Genomic DNA, 23,764 nt, shown 5'->3' on the forward strand with positions numbered 1-23,764 from the left:
CGGAGGCCCGGGGGAGGGGGACACCGCCGGAGGGCGGTCGCGGGGCCCCGGCCGGCACGGGACGGGCCGTCGCGGGGAGGCCGGCCGGGGCCGGGGAGTGAGACGGAGCGCAGGTCGTATCGGTGGAGGCAATAGGGTGGGCGAAGGCCAGCCAGCACATTCGCCCGAGGAGCCACTGTCGTGTCGGAACCGTCCCCCACCGGTGGGGAGACCCCACCGCGCCCCTCTCGCGCCTCTCTCCGTACCGCCGTGGTCTGGGAGGTCCTCAAGGAGGCTCTCGACCGCCGTGTCGAGGCGACCGGGACGGACAGCCTGGACATCCTCGACACCGGCGGCGGCACCGGTAACTTCGCCGTGCCCGCCGCCCGTCTCGGCCACCGGGTCACCGTCGTCGACCCCAGCCCGAACGCCCTGTTCGCGCTCGAGCGCCGGGCAGCCGAGGCCGGTGTCGCCGACCGGGTGCGCGGTGTCCAGGGCGACATCCACGGCCTCTTCGACGTGGTCGAGCGCGGTGGCTACGACGCCGTCCTGTGTCACGGCGTGCTGGAGTACGTCGACGACCCCGCAGAAGGCGTGCGCAACGCGGTGGAGGCGCTCCGGCCCGCCGGAGCGCTCAGTCTCCTCGCCGCCGGGCTCGGCGGCGCCGTCCTCGCCCGTGCCCTCGCCGGACACTTCTCAGAGGCCCGCCAGGCCCTGGGCGACCCCGACGGCCGCTGGGGCGCGGGCGATCCGGTGCCCCGGCGCTTCACCGCCGAGCAGCTCACCGAGGCGGTCACGAAGGCCGGTGTCGAGGTCGGCGCGGTACACGGCGTACGGGTCTTCGCGGACCTCGTTCCCGGCGTTCTGGTGGACACCGAGCCGGGTGCTCTGGACGCGCTGCTGAAGCTGGAGGCGGCCGCCGCCGAGCTTCCGGCCTTCCACTCCGTCGCCACCCAGTTGCACGTCCTGGGCGAGAAGCGGGCCTGATCAGCGGCGCAGCCGCAGATGGAGTACGCCACAGACCCTCCGTCAGCAGCTTTCGCACCGTATGATCGGGGGACACCATCCGGCATGACGGATCGGAGGTTGGGGAATCTACGCCTCAGCACCCCGATCGGGCATGGCGGCCCGGACTGGCGTTTTGCGAGAGGGCGGGTTTCCCGGGGGCGAATCCCTGCCTATCCTGAAAGGGCCGCATACCGGTCGCCCCCGCGACCGACGACGAGGAGGACTCCGTGCCGCTCTCGGAGCACGAGCAGCGAATGCTCGAGCAAATGGAGCGAGCGCTGTACGCCGAAGATCCCAAGTTCGCGACAGCGCTTGAGGGAAGCGGGCTGCGTACGTACACCCGGCGACGGGTCTACCAGGCGGTCGCCGGCTTCCTGGTGGGTATCGCGCTCCTCATGGCCGGAATGGTCGCCCAGCAGATCTGGATCAGCGTGGTGGGCTTCCTCGTGATGCTCGGCTGCGCGGTTCTCGCGGTCACCGGCTGGCGCAAAGCACCGAAACCGGGCGAGCAACAGACGACCGCCGGCACGCAGGGGCGTCGAAAGTCGCACCAGCACCGGTCGATGATGAACCGGATCGAACAGCGCTGGCAGCGCCGCCGTGACGAGCAGGGCGGGCAAGGCGGCAACTGAGACCGCCGGCAGTCACTCGGCCACTGACGTGGCTGCCGTGGCCGCACATTCGACAGTATGTGTGAGGGGCGACGCTCGACAGCGTCGCCCCTCACACATGTCTCCAGTTGTTCCGGGGCCGGGGCCGGGCGGGTGCCCGGCCCCGGAACAACTTCCGAGCGTCCTCAGCCCCGCTGCCGCAACGGGCGGCGCAGGACCTCCGCCCAACGGTCCAGCCGCAACCTGCGGACGTTCCACCTGTCCGTGACAGCCGACCAGCGTTCCGACAGGGCCCATACGACCCGCACGGAGGAACGCGGCAGCAGCAACGCCCGCATCCGGGTCCCGAAACCCACCGCCCCGATCAGACCCGTCTGGATGCGCCGGGCGTCGGCGGCGAGTTCCCCGCCGGACTGCGGCACGGGCGCGTACAGGACCTGCTCCACCGAACGGGCCATCCGGTGCACGGCAGCCGCCGGCTCGTCCTCCAGCTTGCCCAGCCGGACGATGCGTGCCGCCGCCTTGCGCGGCGTCAGCGCGTCGTCGGGCAGGATGCCGACGTCCCAGGCCGAGTCGGTGACCTCCTGCCACGCCGCCAGTGTCCTACGGGTCACGTCCACGGCCGTACGTCCGCCGGTTCCGGTGCCACCCGCCTCGAAGACCACGCCGGAGGACCCCGGAAGGTGAGCGTCCGGACCCGGCGGCGGTGCCGGGGCCTTCGCCGAGCGGCGTACGGGTGCGGTCAGGCGCCGCGACCGGGCCATGAGCCGCAGCAGCAGCGGCACCGAGAGCAGCAGCAGTCCGGCCACCACGCCGAGGGCCGTCAGCACGACCGTGCCCAGGGCGGAGCCTGCGGCTGCCGGGGGCTGGACGTCACGCGGCTCGGCCGCTCCGCACTCGCCCATCTGACGTTCCTGCCGAGGGCAGGCGTCCTGGGGCCTGTTCGTCTCCTCCGGAGCCGCGGACGTGCCCGCCTCCGGCTGCGCCGGGTCGGAAGGACTGCCGGTGGGAGCCTGCTCCTGCGTGTACTCGGGCTGGAAGCCGCGCCTCGGCGTCGGCTCGAACCGGGTCCACCCCACGCCCTCGAAGTACAGCTCCGGCCAGGCGTGGGCGTCACGCAGACCGACCGACACCGTGCCGTCGGACTGCGCCGTGCCCGGCTGGAAGCCCACGGCGACCCGGGCCGGGATGTCCAGGGTCCGGGCCATCGCCGCCATCGAGAAGGAGAAGTGGATGCAGAAGCCCTCCTTCTGCTTCAGGAACCGGCTGATCGCGCTGACGCCCGTACCGGAGCGGACCTCGGTGCTGTAGGTGAAGCCGCCGCTCGTGGAGAACCAGTCCTCGAGCCTGGCCGCGCGCTCGTAGTCGTTCGACGCGCCCTCGGTCACCGTGAGCGCGGTCCGCCTGACGTCGTCCGGCAGCACGTCGGGGACCTGCGTGTACTCCTGAAGCAACGGGGCGGGCGCCGCGGGAGCTTCGGCCAGCTGCTCCCTGGTCGGCTTCACGATCAGACTGCTGACCGAGTACTGCACACCGGCGGTGGTCTGCGAGCGGTCGCCGACCAGCGTCCGGCCGGCCGGTTCGTAGCGCCAGCGGCCGTCGATGGCCACGGTCGTCGCCGGATAGGGCATCGGCAGCCAGTTCTGGCGGTACGACCCGGCCGCGGACAGGTTCGTCTTCACCTCGGTGACCTGGACCGACGGGCTCAGGCCGGCCGGCTCCGGCAGCCGGTCCGGGACACCGGTGACCTTGCGTTCCGAGGAGCGCCACGATGTGCCGTCGAACCGGTCGAGGGCCAGGATCCGCAGATACATCTCCTGGTTGTCGGTCGCGTTGCTCCGGTACCGCAGCACCTCACGGTTCTGCGGCTGGTTCAGATCGTCCTGCAACGAGACCAGCGGGTTGACGGCCGAGATCGTGCCGCCGCCGCCGTCCCCGCCGCCGGGACCGTTTCCCACACCGCCGAGCAGCCCGCCGTCCAGGGCGGGCAGCGCCGCCGGCACGACGAGTGCCACGCCGAGCGCGAGCACACCGATCCTGCGGCCGGCGCGGATCGGTGCCTGGGGCCGCCCTTCCGTCGGGTCGAAGCCGCCCGTCGAACGGTTCCGGCCTCCGGCGGCACCACCGAACACCCGCCCCCACTGGGACAGCCGGTCACGGCCCTCCGCGAGCAGCAGCAGCAGGTAGCCGGTGGCGGCCAGCAGGAACCACAGCCAGCTGGTCCCGCCGCCGGAGAGGCCGGCGGCCACGGAGTAGAGCGCCAGCAGCGGCAGGCCGGCCGGGGCCGCGGTTCGGAACGTCACCGCGAGCGCGTCCACCACGAGACCGATGACCAGCACACCGCCGATCACCATCAGCCGGATGCCGTCGGTCGCCGGGGCGGGGATCGCGTACTGGCCCACGTCGTCGGCTCCGGCGCGCAGCAGCTCGGCGAACCTGGCGAAGGCGTCGGGTCCCGGCAGGACACCGAGGACCGCCTGACCGCGGGCGAAGACGACGGTCAGCGCGAGCACTGTGACCAGGACCTGCACCGCCAGGGTCAGCGGCCTGGCCAGCGGGACCCGTCTGGCGAGCGCGCCCGCGCCGGACTGGATCGCCAGCAGGAAGGCCGCCTGGAACAGCCAGTTGGGGGGATCGACCAGCGGCAGAATGGCTGCCGCCGCCATCAGGGTGGCGGCGAAGGCGCACACCGTGAGCCTTCCGCGACCGCTCATGACCAACCTCCCGGGAAACCGTACGAACCGGCGCCTGCCGACTCGGCGCGCTCCTGTGCCGCCCGGTGCCACAGATCGGGGAGCCGCGCTCCCGGCGTCACGGCGAGCGCGGTCCAGCCCGCCTCGCGCAGTTGGCGCAGGCGCTCCTCCCCGCGGCCCGGCACCGTGCCGCCGGTCAGCCACGTACCGCTGTCCAGCACGAAGGCGACGGCGGAACCGCTGCGCTGACGCATACGCGCCGCCAGCGCGGTCTGCTCGTCGTCGAGATCGCCGAGGAAGGCGATCAGCAGTCCTTCGCTCCCGCCGCGCAGCACGTCGTACGAGCGGGACAGGCCCGCGCCGTCGGAGTGGTCCACGACGGCGAGCGTGTCCATCATCAGACCCGCGGAGTCCGCCGACTCCTGCGAAGGACCGGCGTAGCCCTCCGCGCCCTCACCGGGTACGGCGCTTCCGGTGTCCGTCAGCAGCCGTACGGAGAAGCCGCGTTCCAGCAGGTGCATCAGAGCCGACGCGGCGCCGGAGACGGCCCACTCGAACGCCGAATCCGGTCCGGCGCCCTCGTAGGCCACGCTCCGGGTGTCCAGGAGCACCGTGCACCGGGGCCGCTGGGGCTGCTCCTCGCGCCGGACCATCAGCTCGCCGTAGCGGGCGGTGGAGCGCCAGTGCACCCGGCGGAGGTCGTCCCCGTAGCGGTACGCGCGCGGGATGATGTCGTCGTCGCCGGCCAGGGCGAGCGAGCGCCGCCGTCCGTCACCGAGGCCGGAGGCCTCACCGGCCAGCCCCACCGCGGGCAGCGACTCGGTGCGCGGAACGACCGTGAGCGTGTCGAACGCGCTGAACGAACGGGTGAGCTCGCACATGCCGAACGGGTCGGTCAGCCGCAGCTGGAGCGGCCCCAGCGGATAGCGGCCCCGCAGGTCCGAGCGGACCCGGTAGGAGACCTCGCGCCGGCCGCCCGCCTCGACCCGGTCGAGCACGAAGCGGGGCCTCGGACCCAGCACGTACGGCACATGGTCCTGGAGCATCAGCAGACCGGTAGGCATCCGCGAGACGTTGTCCATGCGCAGGTGGACCCGCGCCTCGGAACCCGCGGGCACACGTCCGGGCGACAGCCGCCGGCTGGCCGCGACGCGGTAGCGGGTGCGGTACAGCACGGCGACACAGATCAGCGGCAGCCCGGCCAGCAGCAGTCCGACGCGCAGCAGGTCGCTCTGGCCGAGGACGTACGCGCACGCGGCAGCCGCCACGCCGGCCGCGAGGAAGGAGCGGCCGCGTGTGGTCAGTCCGCCGAGCGCGGCGCGCACCCCGCCGCTGTTCCTGCCGTCCGGGCCCGTCGGGGCGGCGGCCCCTGCGGGCTTCATCACAGCCGCCGGGCGCCGGGCTGGTGACCGTAGAGCGGCGGCTGGGCCGGGTGGTCGCCGCCGTACGAGCTGTCGAAGGTGCCCGTGGTGGGCACCGGCGTGCGCTGGACGATGTCCAGGACGACCTGCTCCGCGGTGCGGCGGTTGAGCTGGGCCTGCGCCGTGGGCAGCAGCCGGTGTGCGAGCACCTGTACGGCGAGTGCCTGCACGTCGTCGGGAAGGGCGTACTCGCGGCCGCTGAGTGCGGCGGACGCCTTGGCGGCGCGCAGCAGGTGCAGCGTCGCGCGCGGCGACGCGCCGAGTCTCAGGTCGGGATGGCTGCGCGTCGCGGCTACGAGGTCCACCACGTAACGGCGGACGGACTCGGCGACGTGCACCGCGCGAACAGCCTCGATCAGCTTCACGATGTCGTGGGCGTGGGCCACCGGCTGCAGGTCGTCCAGCGGGGAGACACCGCCGTGCACGTCGAGCATCTGCAGCTCGGCGGCGGCGCTGGGGTACCCGATCGACACACGCGCCATGAAGCGGTCCCGCTGGGCCTCCGGGAGCGGGTAGGTGCCCTCCATCTCCACCGGGTTCTGGGTGGCCACCACCATGAAGGGACTGGGCAGCTCGTAGCTGTGCCCGTCGATGGTGACCTGGCGCTCCTCCATCGACTCCAGCAGCGCCGACTGGGTCTTGGGCGATGCGCGGTTGATCTCGTCGCCGATCACGATCTGCGCGAAGATCGCACCGGGCTTGAACTCGAATTCACGCTGCTGCTGATCGAAGATCGACACACCGGTCACGTCGGACGGCAGCAGGTCCGGCGTGAACTGGATACGCCGCACGGAGCCGTCGATCGACCGTGCCAGCGCCTTGGCCAGCATTGTCTTGCCGACGCCGGGAACATCCTCGATGAGCAGATGTCCCTCGGCGAGCAGCACGGTCAGCGAAAGCCGTACGACCTCTGGCTTGCCCTCGATCACGCTCTCGACCGACCTGCGGACACGGTCCGCTGTGGTGGTCAGATCCGTGAGGCTCGCTCGATCGTCATAGGTCGTCACCCGGCCCTCCTCGGCCCTTTCATAGGGCCGGTGCACTTCAGACGGCACGGCCCACCCCGGAACACGGACGCCTCTTCCGGGGGGTTCGGAAGGGAGTCACACACGCATTCTTGTTGCCGTTGCCGCGTTGTGTCACTCGCCTGTGGATAAGTGAGAGGGATGTGCCGGGTTTGAGCCGTTTAGTGAAGTGCTCGGACGGTCACTCGGCGGGGTCGATCTCCCGCAGGAGTCCCGTCGTGACGTCGAAGACGAAGCCGCGGACGTCGTCCGCGTGCAGCAGGAACGGCGAGGTGCGCACCCGCTGCATCGACTGCCGGACGTCCTGGTCCACATCGCGGAACGCCTCGACCGCCCATGCGGGCCGCTGGCCGACCTCCTCCTCCAGCTCGATACGGAAATCCTCGGTGATGCTCTCGAGGCCGCAGCCTGTGTGGTGCACGAGGATCACGCTGCGGGTGCCCAGAGCGCGCTGGCTGATGGTGAGCGAGCGGATCACGTCGTCGGTGACCACACCGCCGGCGTTGCGGATCGTGTGGCAGTCGCCCAGGTCGAGCCCGAGCGCGGCGTGCAGGTCCAGTCGGGCGTCCATGCAGGCGACCACGGCGACCTTGAGTACGGGACGGGCGTCCATCCCCGGGTCGCGGAACTCGGCGGCGTAGCCCCGGTTCGCTTCGACGAGACGATCAGTCACGGTGCCACCGGTGCGTGCGGGGTCGGTGGCGGGCTGGTGCGCAGAAGTCGACATGGAATGAAGGTAACGGGCACCGGCCGGATGGGCCCGGTGTGAGAGCGGACAAAAGAACGTCAACGACCCGCTCTGTGAGGTAACCCACAAGCCTGACACAGCGGCCCGCGCGACGCGCTGGCCGGTTGATTGACCGGCCGGACCAGTGCACTAAAGTGACGCGAAGTTCACGGACACCACCCGCACATCCGGTGGCTTCCCGCACAATTCCCCGCGTGCGCGGCGTACGCACGGCCCGGCCATGACCCGCCCGCGCCGGATCTGAGAGGGCGCATGAGCCAGACCCGACACGTCCCCGTGATGCTCCAGCGGTGCCTGGACATGCTGGCCCCCGCGCTGCAGGAGCCCGACGGGGTCGTCGTCGACTGCACCCTCGGCCTCGGCGGACACAGCGAGGCCCTGCTCGAGCGGTTCCCCCGGACACGCCTTGTCGCGCTCGACCGCGACAAGGAGGCGCTGCGCCTGTCCGGCGAACGGCTCGCCCCGTACGGCGAGCGGGCGACTCTGGTGCACGCCGTGTACGACGAACTCCCCGACGTGCTCGAACGCCTCGGCATCCCCCGGGTCCAGGGAGTGCTGTTCGACCTCGGCGTCTCCTCCATGCAGCTCGACGAGGCCGACCGCGGGTTCGCCTACGCCCAGGACGCCCCGCTCGACATGCGCATGGACCAGACCACGGGCATCGGCGCCGCGGAGGTCCTCAACACCTACCCCGCCGGTGAACTGGTGCGGATTCTGCGCTCGTACGGCGAGGAGAAGCAGGCCAAGCGGATCGTGTCCGCCATCGTGCGTGAGCGGGACAAGGAGCCGTTCACCAACAGCGCCCGCCTCGTCGAACTCATCCGCGACGCGCTGCCCCAGGCCGCCAAGCGCACCGGCGGCAACCCGGCCAAGCGCACCTTCCAGGCGCTGCGCATCGAGGTGAACGGCGAGCTGACGGTGCTCGAGCGGGCGATCCCCGCCGCGGTCTCCGCGCTCGCGGTCGGCGGACGGATCGCCGTCCTGTCGTACCACTCCCTCGAGGACCGGCTCGTCAAGCAGGTGTTCGCGGCAGGCGCCGCGATCACTGCGCCGCCCGGCCTTCCCGTGGTGCCCGAGCAGTACCAGCCGCGGCTGAAGCTGCTGACCCGCGGAGCGGAGCTCCCGACCGAGGAGGAGATCGCGGAGAACCGCCGCGCCGCTCCGGCGCGTCTGAGGGGGGCACAGCGGATCCGGGAGGACGTCGGGTGAGGACAGCGGGCGGAAAGACGCGCACGGCCGGAGCAGCGAACCGGAGGACACCTTGAGCACACCGGCCAGGCAGCTCAAAGGGAGGGCCGCGCGGCTCACGCGGCTGATGCCGTCGGGGCCCGCCACGGCGGCCCGCGCGCCCTTCGTCCTGCTGGTCGTGATCCTGCTCTCCGGCGGCCTGATCACCTTGCTGCTGCTGAACTCGTCGCTAAGCCAGGGCTCGTTCGAACTGAGCGAACTGAAGAAGAAGACCACCGAGTTCACCGACGAACAGCAGGCCCTGCAACGGGACGTGGACCTCCGGTCGGCCCCCGACGCCCTCGAGCGGCGCGCCCGAGAACTGGGCATGGTCCCCGGCAGCGGTCCCGCCTTCCTCGGCCCGGACGGCAAGGTGCTCGGCGTCCCGCAGAAGGCCACCGCACAGCCGCTGCCGCCCGCCCCGGAGCCGTCCGACGCCGCGACCGCCTCGCCGTCGGCGACGCCGTCCCCCCGCACCCCGGCCGGAGCGCCCGCCTCCGTCCCGGCGCAGCCGAGCGACTCGCCGGCCGCACAGACGCAGGAGCCGGCCGCGCAGACCCAGGAGCCGACCGGACCGTCCGAGGAGCCGCGGACCTCCGTGCCGGGCCCGTCCTCCGGTACGTCCCCCCAGCCGACCCCGACGACCCCCGGCAGGTGACGCAGTGCCCCCCAAGGAACCACCGCGGCGCCGGGTGCCCGGTCCCGCCCGGCGGCCCTCCGCGCAGTCCGCCCGGCGCTCCGGACAGCGTCCGGGACAGCGGCCCGCGGCTCGCAGGCCCAGGCAGGAACCGCGCCCCGCCGCCCGCCGCGTACGGCTCGGCAGCCCGCGTCCCCGGCTGAGGCTGGTCAGCCTCGGACTGACGCTCGTGATGATCGCGTTCGTGGTCCGGCTGCTGCAGGTACAGGCCGTGGACGCGAGCGCGTACGCGGCCAAGGCGGAGAAGAACCGGTACCTCAGCCACACACTCTCCGCCGAACGGGGAGAGATCACCGACCGGGCCGGGATCGCGCTCGCCACCAGTGTCGACGCGCACGACATCACGGCCGACCCGAAGATGTTCACCCCGCAGGAGAGCAAGTCCCCCAACGCTCCGGAACAGGCCGCGCAACTGCTCGCCCCCATCCTCGGCAAGGAGCCCGCCGACCTCGCGGAGAAGCTCGCCAAACCCGGCTCCCGCTACGCCGTGCTGGCACGCCGGCAGACCCCGCAGGTGTGGAACCAGATCAAGGACCTCAAGGGCGTCTACGCCGAGAAGGCCGCAGCCGACCGGCGCAAGGGCGGCGCCGGGGCGAACGTGCTGGCGGGAGTCTTCCAGGAACCCAGCAGCAAGCGCGTCTACCCCAACGGTGATCTCGCCGCCGGAATACTGGGCTTCGTCAACGCGGCGAACCGGGGCGGCGGCGGCATCGAGTCGATGCTCGACGAGACACTCGCCGGCAAGGACGGCACCATCACCTACGCCCAGTCCGGCGGCCGCCGGGTGCCCACCGCCACCTCGAGCGAGGTCCCCGCGGTACCCGGCTCCGACGTCGAGCTCACCATCGACCGCGACATCCAGTGGGCCGCACAGCAGGCCATGGAGGAGCAGGTCGAGAAGTCGAAGGCCGACCGCGGCTACGTCATCGTGCAGAACACCCGCACCGGCGAGATCCTCGCCATGGCGAACGCCCCCGGCTACGACCCGAACGACCTCGGCACCATCACCGCCGGCACCCTCGGCAACGCCGCCCTGCAGGACGCGTACGAGCCGGGCTCCACCGCCAAGGTGATGTCCATGGCCGCCGTGCTCGAGGAGAAGAAGGCCACCCCGGGCACCCATGTCGTCGTCCCCAACCGGCTCCACCGCGGCGACCGGCTCTTCAAGGACGACATCGACCACCCCACCTGGTACCTCACGCTCAACGGCGTCCTCGCCAAGTCGAGCAACATCGGCACCATCCTGGCCACCGGGCAGCTCGGGAAGACCCAGCCGGAGGCCAACAAGGTGCTCCACTCCTACCTGCGCAAGTTCGGCATCGGCCGCCCGACCGGACTCGGCTACCCCGGGGAGACCCAGGGCATCCTCGCGAAGCCCGGGGACTGGTCCACCTCACAGCAGTACACGATTCCTTTCGGCCAGGGACTGTCCCTCAACGCCGTGCAGGCCGCCTCCGTGTTCTCGACCGTGGCCAACGGGGGCGTACGCATCGAACCCACGCTGGTACGCGGCACCAGGGGCCCCGACGGGCGGTTCACCGCGGCCGAGGAACCGGAGAGGACCCGGGTCGTCAGCGAGAAGACCGCCGACACCCTGGCCGAGATGCTCGAGTCGGTGGTCGACGACGAGGAGGGCACCGGCACCAAGGCCCGTATCCCCGGCTACCGCGTGGCGGGCAAGACCGGAACGGCCAACCGCGTCGACCCCGAACTCGGCGTCTACAAGGGATACACCGCGTCCTTCGCCGGCTTCGCACCGGCCGACGACCCGCAGATCACCGTCTACTGCGCCATCCAGAACCCCACCAAGGGGAGCTACTTCGGCGGTCAGATCTGCGGACCCATCTACCAAAAGGTCATGGCGTTCGCCCTGAAGACCCTGCAGGTCGCCCCGACCGGCAAGGGTCCCGCCAGGCTGCCCGTGACCTTCGAACCCGGCGAGTGACCGGAGGTACACCCAGTGACGACGATCACCCCCGATTCCGGGAACCCGCCCGGGGAGCGCCCCTCATTTTCGCCCGCGCCCGGTGCGCCCGGTACGCTCACCGCCGTGCCACAAGCTGATCAGTACCGAACCACCCAGCAGGACGCCCCGGCGAAACACACGGGAGCGCCCCGCCCGGACCGGGCCCGCCCGACGAAGCTCGCGGAGCTGGCGGCCCGGCTGGGGGTGCAGACCCCAGGCTCCGCGGAGATCACCGGCATCACCCACGACTCGCGGGCGGTACGCCCGGGCGACGTGTACGCCGCACTGCCGGGCGCCAGATTCCACGGCGCGGACTTCGCCGCCCAGGCGGCGGATCTCGGGGCGGCCGCGATCCTCACCGACGAGGCGGGCGCCGAACGCGCGTCGGACACGGGTCTGCCGGTGCTCGTCACGGACGACCCGCGCGGCCGGATGGGCGAACTCGCCGCCGAGATCTACGGTCACCCCGGCAGGGACCTGCTCCAGATCGGTATCACCGGCACCTCGGGCAAGACCACCACCGCCTACCTCGTCGAGGGCGGCCTCCAGGCGGCCGGACGCTCCACCGGCCTGATCGGCACGGTCGAGATGCGCATCGGCGACGAGCGCATCAAGTCGGAGCGCACCACGCCCGAGGCCACCGACCTCCAGGCACTGTTCGCGGTGATGCGTGAACGCGGCGCCGACTCGGTCGCCATGGAGGTCTCCAGCCACGCCCTCGTGCTCGGCAGGGTCGACGGCTGTGTCTTCGACATCGCCGTCTTCAACAACCTCAGCCCCGAGCACATGGAATTCCACTCCGACATGGAGGACTACTTCCAGGCGAAGGCGCAGCTGTTCACCCCGCTGCGCAGCCGGGAAGCAGTGGTCAACTTCGACGACGAGTACGGCCGCAGGCTCGTCGACGAGGCCACCGTCCCCGTCACCACCTTCTCCGCGGAGGGCCACCCGGACGCCGACTGGCGTGCCGAGAGCGTCGAAGTGGGCAGCCACGGATCGACGTTCACCGCGGTGGGCCCCAAGGGCGAGCGGGTGCGCGCCAAGGCGCCGCTGCCCGGCCCGTTCAACGTCGCGAACACGCTGGCCGCCGTCGTCACGCTCGCCGTCGCCGGGCTCGACCCGCAGACCGCAGCCGACGGCATCGCGGCCGTCCCCGGCGTCCCCGGCCGCCTCGAGCGCGTCGACGCCGGGCAGCCCTACCTCGCGGTCGTCGACTACGCCCACAAGACCGACGCCGTCGAATCCGTCCTGCGCTCACTGCGCAAGGTCACGGAAGGCAGGGTGCACATCGTGCTCGGCTGCGGCGGCGACCGCGACAAGACCAAGCGCGGCCCCATGGGCGCCGCCGCCGCGCGACTGGCCGACACCGCGGTGCTGACCTCCGACAACCCCCGCGGCGAGGACCCGCTCGCGATCCTCGCGACGATGCTCGCCGGCGCCGCGGAGGTACCGATCCACGAACGCGGTGACGTGATGGTCTACGAGGACCGGGCCGCGGCCATCGCCGCCGCGGTCGACCGCGCCGAGGCCGGTGACACCGTGCTCGTCGCCGGCAAGGGCCACGAACAGGGACAGGACATCGCCGGAGTGATCCGCCCGTTCGACGACCGTCAGGTACTGCGCGCCGCCATCGAACGCGTCGTCGGCGGCGCGGCAGCCGAGAAAAGTCAGGGATGACCAAGTGATCGCCCTCTCCCTCGCCGAGATCGCGGAAATCGTCGGCGGGCAGTCGCACGACATACCGGATCCGGCCACGCCCGTCACAGGCCCCGTCGTCATCGACTCCCGCGCGGTGGAGCCCGGCAGTCTCTTCGCCGCCTTCCGCGGCGAGAACGTCGACGGACACGACTACGCCGAACAGGCGGTCGCGGCAGGGGCGGTGGCCGTACTGGCCACCCGCCCCCTCGACGTACCCGCCATCGTCGTCGACGACGTGCAGAACGCCTTGGGGCGCCTGGCCCGATTCGTCGTCGAGCGACTCGGCACCAAGGTCGTCGCGTTGACCGGTTCGGCCGGAAAGACCAGCACCAAGGACCTGATCGCGCAGGTGCTGGAGCACAAGGCGCCCACCGTCTGGACGCCCGGCTCCCTCAACAACGAGATCGGGCTGCCCCTCACCGCACTGCGCGCCACCGAGCAGACCGAGCACCTGGTGCTCGAAATGGGAGCGCGCGGAATCGGCCACATCCGCTACCTCACCGGACTCACCCCGCCCCGGATCGGCCTGGTGCTGAACGTCGGCACCGCCCACATCGGGGAGTTCGGCGGCCGCGAGCAGATCGCACAGGCCAAGGGCGAGATGGTCGAATCGCTGCCGAAGGACGGTGTCGCCGTCCTCAACGCCGACGACCCGCTGGTCCGCGCCATGGCCTCCCGTACCGAGGCCCGGGTACTTCTGTTCGGCGAGGCCGACGACGCCGCCGTACGCGCCGAGAATGTCCGGCTCACCGAGCACGGACAACCCACCTTCACGCTCCACACACCCACCGGGTGCAGTGACGTGACCATGCGGCTGTACGGTGAGCACCACGTGTCGAACGCGCTCGCCGCGGCCGCCGTCGCCCACGAGCTGGACATGTCCGTCTCCGAGATCGCCCGCGCGCTCTCGGAAGCGGGCACCCTCTCCCGCTGGCGTATGGAGGTCACCGAGCGTCCGGACGGCGTGACGGTCGTCAACGACGCCTACAACGCGAACCCCGAGTCCATGCGCGCCGCGCTGCGTGCGCTGGCCGCCATGGGCGAGGCCGCGCGGGCGAAGGGGGGCCGCACGTGGGCGGTGCTCGGCATGATGGCCGAGCTCGGTGACGACGCACTCGTCGAGCACGACGCGGTCGGACGGCTCGCCGTCCGGCTCAATGTCGGCAAGCTCGTCGCGGTCGGGGGCAGGGAAGCGTCCTGGTTGCAACTGGGCGCATACAACGAGGGTTCGTGGGGTGAGGAGTCGGTGCACGTGTCCGACGCGCAGGCGGCGGTCGACCTGTTGCGCAGAGAGTTGCGCCCGGGAGACGTCGTGCTGGTGAAGGCTTCCAGGTCGGTCGGTCTGGAGCGGATCGCACAGGCGCTGCTCGAAGGTGTCGGCGGCTTCGAGGGTGAGGGTGCCGTCCGATGAGGCAGATCCTCTTCGCGGGAGCCATCGGTCTCTTCCTGACCCTGATCGGCACCCCGCTGCTGATCAAGCTCCTGGCCCGCAAGGGATACGGGCAGTTCATCCGCGACGACGGCCCCCGCGGCCACGCCGGGAAGAAGGGCACGCCCACCATGGGCGGCATCTCCTTCATCCTGGCGACGCTCATCGCGTACGCGCTCGCCAAGGTCATCACCGGTGAGGACCCGACCTTCTCGGGTGCCCTGGTGCTCTTCCTGATGGCGGGCATGGGCCTGGTGGGCTTCCTCGACGACTACATCAAGATCGTCAAGCAGCGTTCGCTGGGCCTGCGGGCCAAGGCGAAGATGGCCGGCCAGCTGATCGTCGGCATCGCCTTCGCGGTGCTGTCACTTCAGTTCGCCGACCAGCGCGGCAACACCCCGGCCTCCACCAAGCTGTCGTTCATCACCGACTTCGGCTGGGCGATCGGCCCGGTGCTGTTCGTCGTCTGGGCGCTGTTCATGATTCTCGCGATGTCGAACGGCGTGAACCTGACGGACGGTCTGGACGGCCTCGCCACTGGCGCGTCGGTGATGGTCTTCGGCGCGTACACCTTCATCGGGCTGTGGCAGTTCCAGGAGTCCTGCGCCAACGCGGTGACCCTGACCAACCCCAACGCCTGTTTCGAAGTGCGAGATCCCCTCGACCTCGCGGTCGTGGCCTCCGCACTGATGGGCTCCTGCTTCGGCTTCCTGTGGTGGAACACCTCACCCGCCAAGATCTTCATGGGCGACACCGGCTCGCTCGCTCTCGGCGGCGCGCTCGCGGGCCTCGCGATCTGCTCCCGCACGGAGCTCCTGCTCGCCCTCCTCGGCGGACTGTTCGTCCTCATCACCATGTCCGTGGTGATCCAGGTCGGTTCGTTCAAGATGACCGGCAAGCGGGTCTTCCGGATGGCACCGTTGCAGCACCACTTCGAACTCAAGGGGTGGTCCGAAGTCCTTGTGGTGGTCCGGTTCTGGATCATCCAGGGCATGTGCGTGATCGTGGGCCTCGGTCTCTTCTACGCGGGATGGGCAGCCGACAAGTGAGCGACATCTGGCAGGGCAAGCGCGTCACCGTGGCCGGTATGGGGGTGAGCGGCATTCCCGCCGCCCGCGTGCTGCACGGCCTCGGCGCGCGCGTCACGGTCGTCAACGACGGGGACGACGAGCGCTCCCGTGCGCAGGCGGCACAGCTGGAGGCGGAGGGCGTCACCGTCCGCCTCGGCGACGGCGCGACCCTGCCGGAGGGCACCGAACTCATCGTCACCACCCCCGGCTGGGCGCCCGGCAAACCGCTGTTCGCCGCGGCGGCAGAGGCGGGCGTCCCGGTCTGGGGCGACGTGGAGCTGGCCTGGCGGCTGCGCGGGCCCGACGCGGCCCCCTGGCTCGCGGTCACCGGCACCAACGGCAAGACGACGACGGTGCGGATGCTCGCCTCCATCCTGGAGGCGGCGGGCCTGCGGACGGCTGCCGTCGGCAACATCGGCGTCTCCCTCCTCGACGCCGTGCTCGGCGACGAGGAGTACGACGTGCTCGCCGTCGAGCTCTCCAGCTATCAGCTGCACTGGGCGCCCTCGCTGCGCGCCCACTCCGCGGTGGTGCTCAACCTCGCACCCGACCACCTCGACTGGCACGGCTCCATGGCGGCCTACGCCGCGGACAAGGGCCGCGTCTACGAGGGCAACACGGTCGCCTGCGTCTACAACGCGGCCGACCCCGCGACCGAGGAACTGGTGCGCGCCGCCGACGTCGAGGAGGGCTGCCGGGCGATCGGCTTCACCCTCGGCACCCCCGGTCCGTCCCAACTCGGCGTCGTCGAGGGCATCCTGGTCGACCGCGCCTTCGTGGCCGACCGCCACAAGCAGGCGCAGGAACTCGCGGAGGTCGCGGACGTCGACCCGCCGGCGCCGCACAACATCGCCAACGCCCTCGCGGCGGCGGCGCTGGCCCGCGCCTTCGGCGTCGCGCCCGCCGCCGTACGCGACGGACTGCGGGGCTTCCGGCCCGACGCGCACCGCATCGAGCATGTCGCGGACGTGGCGGGCGTCGCGTACATCGACGACTCCAAGGCCACCAACACCCATGCCGCACAGGCCTCCCTGGCCGCGTACGACCCGATCGTCTGGATCGCCGGGGGACTTGCCAAGGGCGCGACCTTCGACGAACTGGTGACGGCGTCGGCGAAGCGGCTGCGGGGCGTTGTTCTCATCGGGGCCGACCGCGCCCTGATCCGCGAAGCCCTCGCGCGACACGCCCCCGAGGTCCCGGTCGTCGACCTCGAGCGGACCGACACTGAAGCGATGTCCGCGGCGGTACGGGAGGCGGCCTCGCTCGCCCGGCCCGGAGACACGGTGCTGCTGGCGCCGGCCTGCGCCTCGATGGACATGTTCACCAACTACAACAAGCGGGGCGAGGCCTTCGCGCAAGCGGTCCGGGCCCTCGCCGACGAGCACGCCTGACAGCCGCGATGTCCGGCCGGCGCCGGGCACGACTGGAGGGGAGAGCGACCATGCCGCCCACCGACGGGCCTGTGGCCCCGGGAGACGCCCTCCCGGCCCCCATCGCGGGGGCCGTTCCCACGCCGTCGCCACCGCGACGGTCCGCCCGGGAGACCGCATCACTCGCGGCGGCCTCGCACACCGCCGCGACGGACGTCCCTGAGACCTTGCCGGGGGCGGCGCGCGCGGCCCGGCCGCCTCGAGCCGGGCATCCGGCGGCTGCTCCCGCCACCGACGACGGCACTCCGCCCCAGGACCTTGCCCCGTCGGAGCGCGGGCGCGGACCCGCGGCCGGACCGCGGGGCGCGGACAGCCGGGCCGGCCAGGCCCACCGGGCCCCTGCTGTCCTCATCCGTGACGCCGCACGCACCGCACGGGCGTGGATCACCGGTCTCGTGCCGGCGGGTCCGGTACCCGCCTTCGCCGGCGCGGCCGGGGCCGTACCCTCGCACACCGGCGGAGCCGGCGTCGCGCTGCGGAGCCGGACCGGCCCGGAGGTGCGCCGTGCGCCCCGTGTGCGGGGCGGCGGGGCCCGCGCGCCGCGGGCGCCCCGCGGCGGTGGCACCGAGGGGCCGCGCGGGCCACGGCGGCTGTACGAGCAGGCCCGCAGGGCCTGGGACCGGCCGCTCACCGCGTACTACCTGATTCTCGGCAGCAGCCTCCTGATCACGGTCCTCGGCCTGGTCATGGTCTACTCCGCGTCGATGATCCAGGCGCTCGAGTACTCGCTGCCCGCCTCGTACTTCTTCCAGAAGCAGTTCGTCGCCGCGGTCATCGGCACCGTCCTGCTGCTGATCGCCTCCCGGATGCCGGGCAAACTGCACCGGGCCCTGTCCTACCCACTGCTGCTGGTCACGGTCTTCCTGATGGTCCTGGTCCAGGTCCCCGGGATAGGGCACGCGGTCAACGGCAACCAGAACTGGATCTATCTCGGCGGCCCCTTCCAGTTGCAGCCCAGCGAGTTCGGCAAGCTCGCCCTGATCCTCTGGGGCGCGGACCTGCTGGCCCGCAAGCAGGACCGGCGGCTGCTGACCCAGTGGAAACACCTGCTCGTGCCGCTGGTGCCGGTCGCCTTCCTCCTGCTCGGCCTGATCATGCTCGGCGGCGACATGGGCACCGCCATCATCCTGACCGCGATCCTGTTCGGCCTGCTGTGGCTGGCGGGGGCGCCCACCCGGCTCTTCGCGGGGGTCCTGGGCATCGCCGGGTTCGTCGGCCTGATGCTCATCAGGACCAACGAGAACCGCATGTCACGGCTCGAGTGCATCGGCGCCATCGACCTCGGCCCGGAAGGCGAGTGCTGGCAGGCGGTGCACGGCATCTATGCTCTTGCGTCTGGCGGATGGTTCGGTTCCGGTCTTGGCGCAAGTGTGGAAAAATGGGGCCAACTACCAGAACCGCACACCGACTTCATCTTCGCCATCGCCGGGGAGGAACTGGGCCTGGCGGGGACGCTGTCGGTACTCGCCCTGTTCGCGGCTCTAGGCTATGCGGGTATCCGCGTCGCCGGACGCACGGAGGACCCCTTCGTGAGGTACGCGGCGGGAGGCGTCACCACGTGGATCACCGCTCAGGCGGTGGTCAACATCGGTGCGGTGCTCGGTCTGCTGCCGATCGCCGGCGTCCCGCTGCCGCTGTTCTCCTACGGGGGGTCGGCCCTGCTGCCGACGATGTTCGCCGTAGGGCTGCTGATCGCCTTTGCGCGAGAGGATCCCGCGGCAAAGGCGGCCCTGGCCGTGCGGAGGCCCGGGGTGAGATGGAAGACGATGAGACGGCGCGTCAAGAAGCGTCCGTCCGGAGAGCGGTGAATTTCGGTGCATGTCGTACTCGCCGGTGGGGGGACCGCCGGCCACATCGAGCCCGCGCTCGCCCTCGCGGACGCCCTGCGCAGGCAGGACCCGACCGTGGGCATCACAGCCCTGGGCACGGAGCGTGGTCTGGAGACCAGGCTCGTGCCGGAGCGCGGCTATGAGCTCGCGCTCATCCCCGCCGTACCGCTGCCCCGCAAACCCACACCCGAGCTGATCACGGTTCCGGGTCGGCTTCGCGGCACCATCAAGGCCGCGGAGCAGATCCTCGACCGCACGAAGGCCGACTGCGTCGTCGGCTTCGGCGGCTACGTGGCCCTGCCCGGCTACCTCGCGGCGAAGCGCCTCGGCGTCCCGATCGTCATCCACGAGGCCAACGCCCGCCCCGGCCTGGCCAACAAGATCGGCTCGCGGTACGCGGCGGGCGTGGCCGTCGCCACGCCCGACAGCAAGCTGCGCAACTCCCGGTACATCGGTATCCCGCTGCGCCACACCATCGCGACGCTCGACCGGGCCAGGGTGCGTCCCGAGGCACGTGCCGCATTCGGTCTCGACCCCAACCTGCCGACCCTGCTGGTCTCCGGCGGTTCGCAGGGCGCCCGCCGCCTCAACGAGGTGATCCAGCAGATCGCTCCGGTGCTCCAGCGCTCCGGTATCCAGATCCTGCACGCGGTCGGACCCAAGAACGAAGTGCCGCGCGTGGACAACATGCCCGGTATGCCGCCCTACGTGCCGGTACCGTATGTGGACCGGATGGATCTCGCGTACGCCGCGGCCGACATGATGCTCTGCCGCGCGGGCGCGATGACCGTCGCGGAACTCTCCGCCGTGGGCATGCCCGCCGCGTACGTGCCGCTGCCGATCGGCAACGGCGAACAGCGGCTCAACGCCCAGCCGGTGGTCAAGGCGGGCGGCGGACTGCTGGTGGACGACGCCGAACTGACCCCCGAGTGGGTGCAGGGCAACGTCCTTCCGGTGCTGGCCGATCCGCACCGGCTGTACGAGATGTCCCGTGCGGCCGCGGAGTTCGGCAGAAGGGACGCCGACGAGCTGCTCGTCGGCATGGTGTACGAGGCGATTGCTGCACGCCGCCAGGCGTGAGAAGGCAGGGAGCGTGGCCGGACCGACCACCGCGGAACGCAGCGCGCCGGGCCCCTCGGGCGGCCCGAACGGAACGGGTGGCAGCCCCCGTCCGTCCCGCGAGGACGTCCCCGCCGGCGGCTTCCGGCGGCCGGGCCTCCGCTCCCTGCTGATCGCCCTCGGCGCGCTCGTCCTCGTCGCGGGTTGTCTCTGGCTGCTCTACGGCTCCTCGTGGCTGCGCACCGAACGCGTGGAGACCAGCGGCACCGACGTGCTCACGCCGGCGGAGGTGGAGGCAGCGGCGAAGGTGCCGATCGGTGCCCCTCTCGTCTCCGTCGACACGGACGCCGTCGAGGCGCGACTGCGAAGTGCCCTGCCGCGCATCGATTCCGTGGACGTCGAGCGGTCGTGGCCGGACGGTATCGAACTGGTCGTGACCGAGCGAAAGCCGGTTCTTCTGCTCGAAAAGGGTACCGAGTTCGTCGAAGTGGACGCGTCCGGTGTCCGGTTCGCCACCGTCGTCAAGGCGCCCAAGGGCGTTCCCCTGCTGCGACTGGAAGTTGACGACTCGGCGAGCCTGAAGCGATTCGGGAAGGACCGGCTGGTCGGGGAGGCGGTCCGGATCCGGGGCGAACTTCCCGCCGAAGTCGTAACCGCCATGAAGAGTATGAAAGTAGTCTCGTACGACTACATTTCCCTGGAGCTGACCGGCAATCGCACCGTCGTGTGGGGCAGTTCCGAGGAGGGTGAGGCGAAGGCGCGGGCGCTCGACGCACTCATGAAAGCAGCTCCGAAGGCCCGGCACTTCGATGTGAGCGCGCCCAGCGCCCCTGCCTCGTCAGGGAGTTGACGGGCATCCGTGCTGGCCAGCACCCTGGTTGGTCATCGCTGTGCGTGATCACATAGGGTGAAAAGAAAAACGGGAGGTTCGGCGTGTTCGTTGAACGGGCGCCACTTGTCGACTTAGTGTCCTGTTCGGAAGAGTCAAGGGAACAGACACGCTGGTAACCCTAAACTTCAACGTTAGGGTTCGGGTCGGCGACCGGGCTGGTCGGGCCGTCCCAATTCGACATCAGTCGTCGCAACGCGGTCCGCGAGGCGACGACACGTAACTCGAGGCGAGAGGCCTTCGACGTGGCAGCACCGCAGAACTACCTCGCAGTCATCAAGGTCATCGGTGTCGGCGGCGGTGGTGTCAATGCCATCAACCGAATGATCGAGGTCGGTCTCAAGGGCGTCGAGTTCATCGCTATCAACACGGACGCCCAGGCGCTGTTGATGAGCGACGCCGACGTCAAGCTCGACGTCGGCCGCGAACTGACGCGAGGCCTCGGCGCCGGAGCGAATCCGGCAGTCGGCCGCAAGGCGGCAGAGGACCACCGCGAGGAGATCGAGGAGGTCCTCAAGGGGGCCGACATGGTCTTCGTCACCGCCGGTGAAGGCGGTGGCACCGGCACCGGCGGCGCACCCGTCGTCGCCAACATCGCCCGCTCTCTGGGCGCACTGACGATCGGTGTGGTCACCCGCCCGTTCACCTTCGAGGGCCGTCGGCGCGCGAACCAGGCGGAGGACGGCATCGCCGAGCTCCGCGAAGAGGTCGACACCCTCATCGTCATCCCCAACGACCGGCTGCTGTCCATCTCGGACCGCCAGGTCAGCGTGCTGGACGCGTTCAAGTCCGCGGACCAGGTGCTGCTCTCGGGTGTCCAGGGCATCACCGACCTCATCACCACCCCCGGCCTGATCAACCTCGACTTCGCCGACGTCAAGTCCGTGATGTCGGAGGCCGGCTCGGCCCTGATGGGCATCGGATCGGCCCGCGGCGACGACCGCGCGGTGGCCGCGGCGGAGATGGCCATCTCCTCGCCGCTGCTCGAGGCCTCCATCGACGGCGCCCGCGGCGTGCTGCTCTCCATCTCCGGCGGCAGCGACCTCGGCCTGTTCGAGATCAACGAGGCCGCCCAGCTGGTCAGCGAGGCCGCGCACCCCGAGGCGAACATCATCTTCGGTGCCGTGATCGACGACGCCCTCGGCGACGAGGTGCGGGTCACGGTCATCGCCGCCGGCTTCGACGGCGGTCAGCCGCCGACCCGCCGGGAGAACGTGATCGGCTCCACCTCCGCCAAGCGCGAGGAGCCGTCCCCGGCCCCGGCCCGCACCGGCGACGGCTCCCGCCCCGCCGGCGGACTCGGCACCGTGCCCGTCCGTGACGAGCCCGTGCCGGCCGAGCCCGCTCCGGTCGCCGGCGACCTGGGACAGCCCTCCGGTTCGGCGCAGGTCCCGCCGGCCCGCCCGTACGCGGACAGCCAGGCCGAAGAGCTGGATGTCCCGGACTTCCTGAAGTGACAGTGCGGCACGACGCGATACACGAGAACGGCGCGCACTTCGCCTTCACCGACAGGTGGGGCGGGGTGAGCGCCGTTCCGTACGAGGAGCTCAACCTCGGCGGCGCGGTCGGTGACGACCCCGAGGCCGTGCTGGCCAACCGGGCGATCGCGGCCAAGTCCCTCGGGCTCGACCCGGGGCAGGTCGTCTGGATGAACCAGGTCCACGGCAGGGACGTCGCCCGGGTCGACGGGCCGTGGGGGGACGGCGCGGCCCCGGAGGTCGACGCGCTGGTCACGGCGCGGCGTGGTCTCGCCCTCGCCGTCCTCACCGCGGACTGCACACCGGTCCTGCTCGCCGATCCGGTCGCCGGAGTGGTGGGTGCGGCACACGCCGGCCGCCCGGGAGCGGTCGCGGGCGTCGTGCCCGCCGCGGTCGAGGCGATGAGGGAACTGGGCGCCGAGCCGGAACGCATCATCGCCCGTACTGGACCGGCCGTCTGCGGTCGTTGTTACGAAGTCCCCGAGCAGATGCGGTCGGATGTGACCGCGGTCGAACCGGCCGCCTGGTCGGAGACCAGCTGGGGCACCCCTGCCGTGGACGTCACGGCCGCCGTGCACGCCCAGCTCGAGGCGCTCGGAGTGCGCGACCGCCGGAAGTCGCCGGTCTGCACACTCGAATCGCGCGACCACTACTCGTACCGCCGCGACCGCACGACGGGGCGGCTCGCCGGATACGTCTGGCTGGAGGACCGGGAAACCCCATGAGCGACCGCAGAACCGAACTCGCCGAGAACCTGGCGGCGGTGGAGGAACGTATCTCCTCCGCATGTGCGGCGGCGGGCCGCGAGCGGGACGAGGTGACCCTCATCGTGGTCACCAAGACCTACCCCGCGAGCGATGTGCGCATCCTCCACGAGCTCGGTGTGCGTCATGTGGCGGAGAACCGTGACCAGGACGCCGCCCCGAAGGCCGCCGCGTGCGCGGACCTCGATCTGCAATGGCACTTCGTCGGTCAGCTGCAGACCAACAAGGTCCGTTCTGTCGCGAGTTATGCCGATGTGGTGCAGTCCGTGGACCGGTTGAAGCTCGTTTCCGCCCTTTCCGCCGCCGCGGCGCGGACGGAGCGGGAGCTCGGCTGCCTCATCCAGGTCGCGCTGGACGCCGAGTCCGGCCGGCAGGGGGAGCGGGGTGGCGTGGCTCCGGACGGGGTCGAGGAGTTGGCCGCGGCGGTCGCGAGCTCTCCAGGGCTGCGGCTCGACGGTCTGATGACCGTCGCACCGCTCGCCGGGCCGTACGCGGGCCGGCAACAGGCGGCGTTCGAGCGGCTGATGGAATTCTCATCCGGCCTGCGCGCGACCCATCCGGCTGCGAACATGGTGTCAGCAGGGATGAGTGCGGACCTCGAGCAAGCCGTGGCGGCCGGAGCGACACATGTACGCATCGGTACGGCGGTACTCGGAGTCCGACCCCGGCTCGGGTAACGTCGCGAAGCAAGTCGGACCACAGTAGAAAATATGGTCATTCCCGCCCAAAGCGGGCAGACCTAG

The 23,764-nt window shown here is 71.2% G+C and carries 19 protein-coding genes; 15 read left to right on the forward strand and 4 right to left on the reverse strand.

Annotated elements, in window-relative coordinates:
- Nucleotides 1-249: 249 nt before the first annotated feature.
- Together ACFYV1_RS10300 and ACFYV1_RS10305 are read left to right on the forward strand one after the other, a co-directional pair.
- Entirely contained in the window at nucleotides 250-966 is a 717-nt protein-coding gene (locus ACFYV1_RS10300; protein ID WP_389395280.1) for a class I SAM-dependent methyltransferase, read from the forward strand.
- 248 nt (nucleotides 967-1,214) lie between these two features.
- Nucleotides 1,215-1,619 (forward strand): DUF3040 domain-containing protein, encoded by a 405-nt coding sequence (locus ACFYV1_RS10305; protein WP_389394995.1) that lies wholly within the window; start codon nucleotides 1,215-1,217, stop codon nucleotides 1,617-1,619.
- A gap of 164 nt (nucleotides 1,620-1,783) precedes the next feature.
- On the opposite strand, the gene ACFYV1_RS10310 is transcribed toward ACFYV1_RS10305, so the two are convergent.
- The 4 genes from ACFYV1_RS10310 to ACFYV1_RS10325 all read right to left on the reverse strand — a co-directional run bounded on the left by ACFYV1_RS10310 (nucleotide 1,784) and on the right by ACFYV1_RS10325 (nucleotide 7,464).
- Nucleotides 1,784-4,312: a transglutaminaseTgpA domain-containing protein gene (locus tag ACFYV1_RS10310; protein WP_389394996.1), complete on the reverse strand. Its 2,529-nt coding sequence runs from the start codon at nucleotides 4,310-4,312 to the stop codon at nucleotides 1,784-1,786.
- Nucleotides 4,309-5,673: a DUF58 domain-containing protein gene (locus ACFYV1_RS10315; RefSeq protein WP_389394997.1), complete on the reverse strand. Its 1,365-nt coding sequence runs from the start codon at nucleotides 5,671-5,673 to the stop codon at nucleotides 4,309-4,311. Before ACFYV1_RS10315 ends, ACFYV1_RS10310 begins: the two co-directional genes overlap by 4 nt.
- Nucleotides 5,673-6,719 carry an AAA family ATPase gene (locus tag ACFYV1_RS10320; protein ID WP_389394998.1) on the reverse strand — a complete coding sequence of 349 codons (1,047 nt, stop codon included), beginning with the start codon at nucleotides 6,717-6,719 and terminating at the stop codon, nucleotides 5,673-5,675. Before ACFYV1_RS10320 ends, ACFYV1_RS10315 begins: the two co-directional genes overlap by 1 nt.
- Before the next feature lie 199 nt (nucleotides 6,720-6,918).
- Entirely contained in the window at nucleotides 6,919-7,464 is a 546-nt protein-coding gene (locus ACFYV1_RS10325) for a beta-class carbonic anhydrase (protein WP_389394999.1), read from the reverse strand.
- Between the two features lie 273 nt (nucleotides 7,465-7,737).
- Between ACFYV1_RS10325 and rsmH the strand changes: the two genes are divergently transcribed.
- From rsmH to ACFYV1_RS10390, 13 genes are all read left to right on the forward strand, one after another.
- Nucleotides 7,738-8,694 carry a 16S rRNA (cytosine(1402)-N(4))-methyltransferase RsmH gene (gene rsmH, locus ACFYV1_RS10330; RefSeq protein ID WP_389395000.1) on the forward strand — a complete coding sequence of 319 codons (957 nt, stop codon included), beginning with the start codon at nucleotides 7,738-7,740 and terminating at the stop codon, nucleotides 8,692-8,694.
- A 52-nt stretch (nucleotides 8,695-8,746) separates the two neighbouring features.
- On the forward strand, nucleotides 8,747-9,370 hold the full coding sequence (locus ACFYV1_RS10335) for a septum formation initiator family protein (RefSeq protein ID WP_389395001.1): 624 nt from the start codon (nucleotides 8,747-8,749) through the stop codon (nucleotides 9,368-9,370).
- Between the two features lie 4 nt (nucleotides 9,371-9,374).
- Entirely contained in the window at nucleotides 9,375-11,354 is a 1,980-nt protein-coding gene (locus ACFYV1_RS10340; protein ID WP_389395002.1) for a peptidoglycan D,D-transpeptidase FtsI family protein, read from the forward strand.
- 15 nt (nucleotides 11,355-11,369) lie between these two features.
- Nucleotides 11,370-13,052 carry a UDP-N-acetylmuramoyl-L-alanyl-D-glutamate--2,6-diaminopimelate ligase gene (locus ACFYV1_RS10345; RefSeq protein ID WP_389395003.1) on the forward strand — a complete coding sequence of 561 codons (1,683 nt, stop codon included), beginning with the start codon at nucleotides 11,370-11,372 and terminating at the stop codon, nucleotides 13,050-13,052.
- A 4-nt stretch (nucleotides 13,053-13,056) separates the two neighbouring features.
- Complete coding sequence (gene murF / locus ACFYV1_RS10350) at nucleotides 13,057-14,484, forward strand: UDP-N-acetylmuramoyl-tripeptide--D-alanyl-D-alanine ligase (protein ID WP_389395004.1); 1,428 nt, start codon at nucleotides 13,057-13,059, stop codon at nucleotides 14,482-14,484.
- Nucleotides 14,481-15,551 carry a phospho-N-acetylmuramoyl-pentapeptide-transferase gene (mraY, locus tag ACFYV1_RS10355; protein ID WP_389395005.1) on the forward strand — a complete coding sequence of 357 codons (1,071 nt, stop codon included), beginning with the start codon at nucleotides 14,481-14,483 and terminating at the stop codon, nucleotides 15,549-15,551. The genes murF and mraY overlap by 4 nt, the downstream gene beginning before the upstream one ends.
- On the forward strand, nucleotides 15,533-16,963 hold the full coding sequence (gene murD, locus ACFYV1_RS10360) for a UDP-N-acetylmuramoyl-L-alanine--D-glutamate ligase (RefSeq protein WP_389395006.1): 1,431 nt from the start codon (nucleotides 15,533-15,535) through the stop codon (nucleotides 16,961-16,963). Before mraY ends, murD begins: the two co-directional genes overlap by 19 nt.
- Nucleotides 16,964-17,499: 536 nt before the next feature.
- Nucleotides 17,500-18,810 (forward strand): putative lipid II flippase FtsW, encoded by a 1,311-nt coding sequence (ftsW, locus tag ACFYV1_RS10365; protein WP_389395281.1) that lies wholly within the window; start codon nucleotides 17,500-17,502, stop codon nucleotides 18,808-18,810.
- Nucleotides 18,811-18,816: 6 nt separating this feature from the next.
- Nucleotides 18,817-19,911, forward strand: coding sequence for an undecaprenyldiphospho-muramoylpentapeptide beta-N-acetylglucosaminyltransferase (gene murG / locus ACFYV1_RS10370; RefSeq protein ID WP_389395007.1), 1,095 nt, complete (start codon nucleotides 18,817-18,819; stop codon nucleotides 19,909-19,911).
- A 13-nt stretch (nucleotides 19,912-19,924) separates the two neighbouring features.
- Entirely contained in the window at nucleotides 19,925-20,740 is an 816-nt protein-coding gene (locus ACFYV1_RS10375; protein WP_389395008.1) for a cell division protein FtsQ/DivIB, read from the forward strand.
- Between the two features lie 284 nt (nucleotides 20,741-21,024).
- Entirely contained in the window at nucleotides 21,025-22,236 is a 1,212-nt protein-coding gene (gene ftsZ / locus ACFYV1_RS10380) for a cell division protein FtsZ (protein WP_389395009.1), read from the forward strand.
- Complete coding sequence (gene pgeF, locus ACFYV1_RS10385) at nucleotides 22,233-22,982, forward strand: peptidoglycan editing factor PgeF (protein WP_389395010.1); 750 nt, start codon at nucleotides 22,233-22,235, stop codon at nucleotides 22,980-22,982. The genes ftsZ and pgeF overlap by 4 nt, the downstream gene beginning before the upstream one ends.
- On the forward strand, nucleotides 22,979-23,698 hold the full coding sequence (locus ACFYV1_RS10390) for a YggS family pyridoxal phosphate-dependent enzyme (protein WP_389395011.1): 720 nt from the start codon (nucleotides 22,979-22,981) through the stop codon (nucleotides 23,696-23,698). Before pgeF ends, ACFYV1_RS10390 begins: the two co-directional genes overlap by 4 nt.
- Nucleotides 23,699-23,764 lie beyond the last annotated feature (66 nt).

The sequence above is a fragment of the Streptomyces sp. NPDC003023 genome (assembly GCF_042888225.1).
Lineage (GTDB): Bacteria > Actinomycetota > Actinomycetes > Streptomycetales > Streptomycetaceae > Streptomyces.

Excerpts from the sequence above, each read along its gene's own strand:
- ACFYV1_RS10310 (WP_389394996.1), bottom strand. The coding sequence starts at position 4,312 with ATGAGCGGTCGCGGAAGGCTCACGGTGTGCGCCTTCGCCGCCACCCTG.
- ACFYV1_RS10315 (WP_389394997.1), bottom strand. The coding sequence starts at position 5,673 with ATGAAGCCCGCAGGGGCCGCCGCCCCGACGGGCCCGGACGGCAGGAAC.
- ACFYV1_RS10325 (WP_389394999.1), bottom strand. The coding sequence starts at position 7,464 with ATGTCGACTTCTGCGCACCAGCCCGCCACCGACCCCGCACGCACCGGT.
- rsmH (WP_389395000.1), top strand. The coding sequence starts at position 7,738 with ATGAGCCAGACCCGACACGTCCCCGTGATGCTCCAGCGGTGCCTGGAC.
- mraY (WP_389395005.1), top strand. The coding sequence starts at position 14,481 with ATGAGGCAGATCCTCTTCGCGGGAGCCATCGGTCTCTTCCTGACCCTG.
- murD (WP_389395006.1), top strand. The coding sequence starts at position 15,533 with ATGGGCAGCCGACAAGTGAGCGACATCTGGCAGGGCAAGCGCGTCACC.
- ACFYV1_RS10390 (WP_389395011.1), top strand. The coding sequence starts at position 22,979 with ATGAGCGACCGCAGAACCGAACTCGCCGAGAACCTGGCGGCGGTGGAG.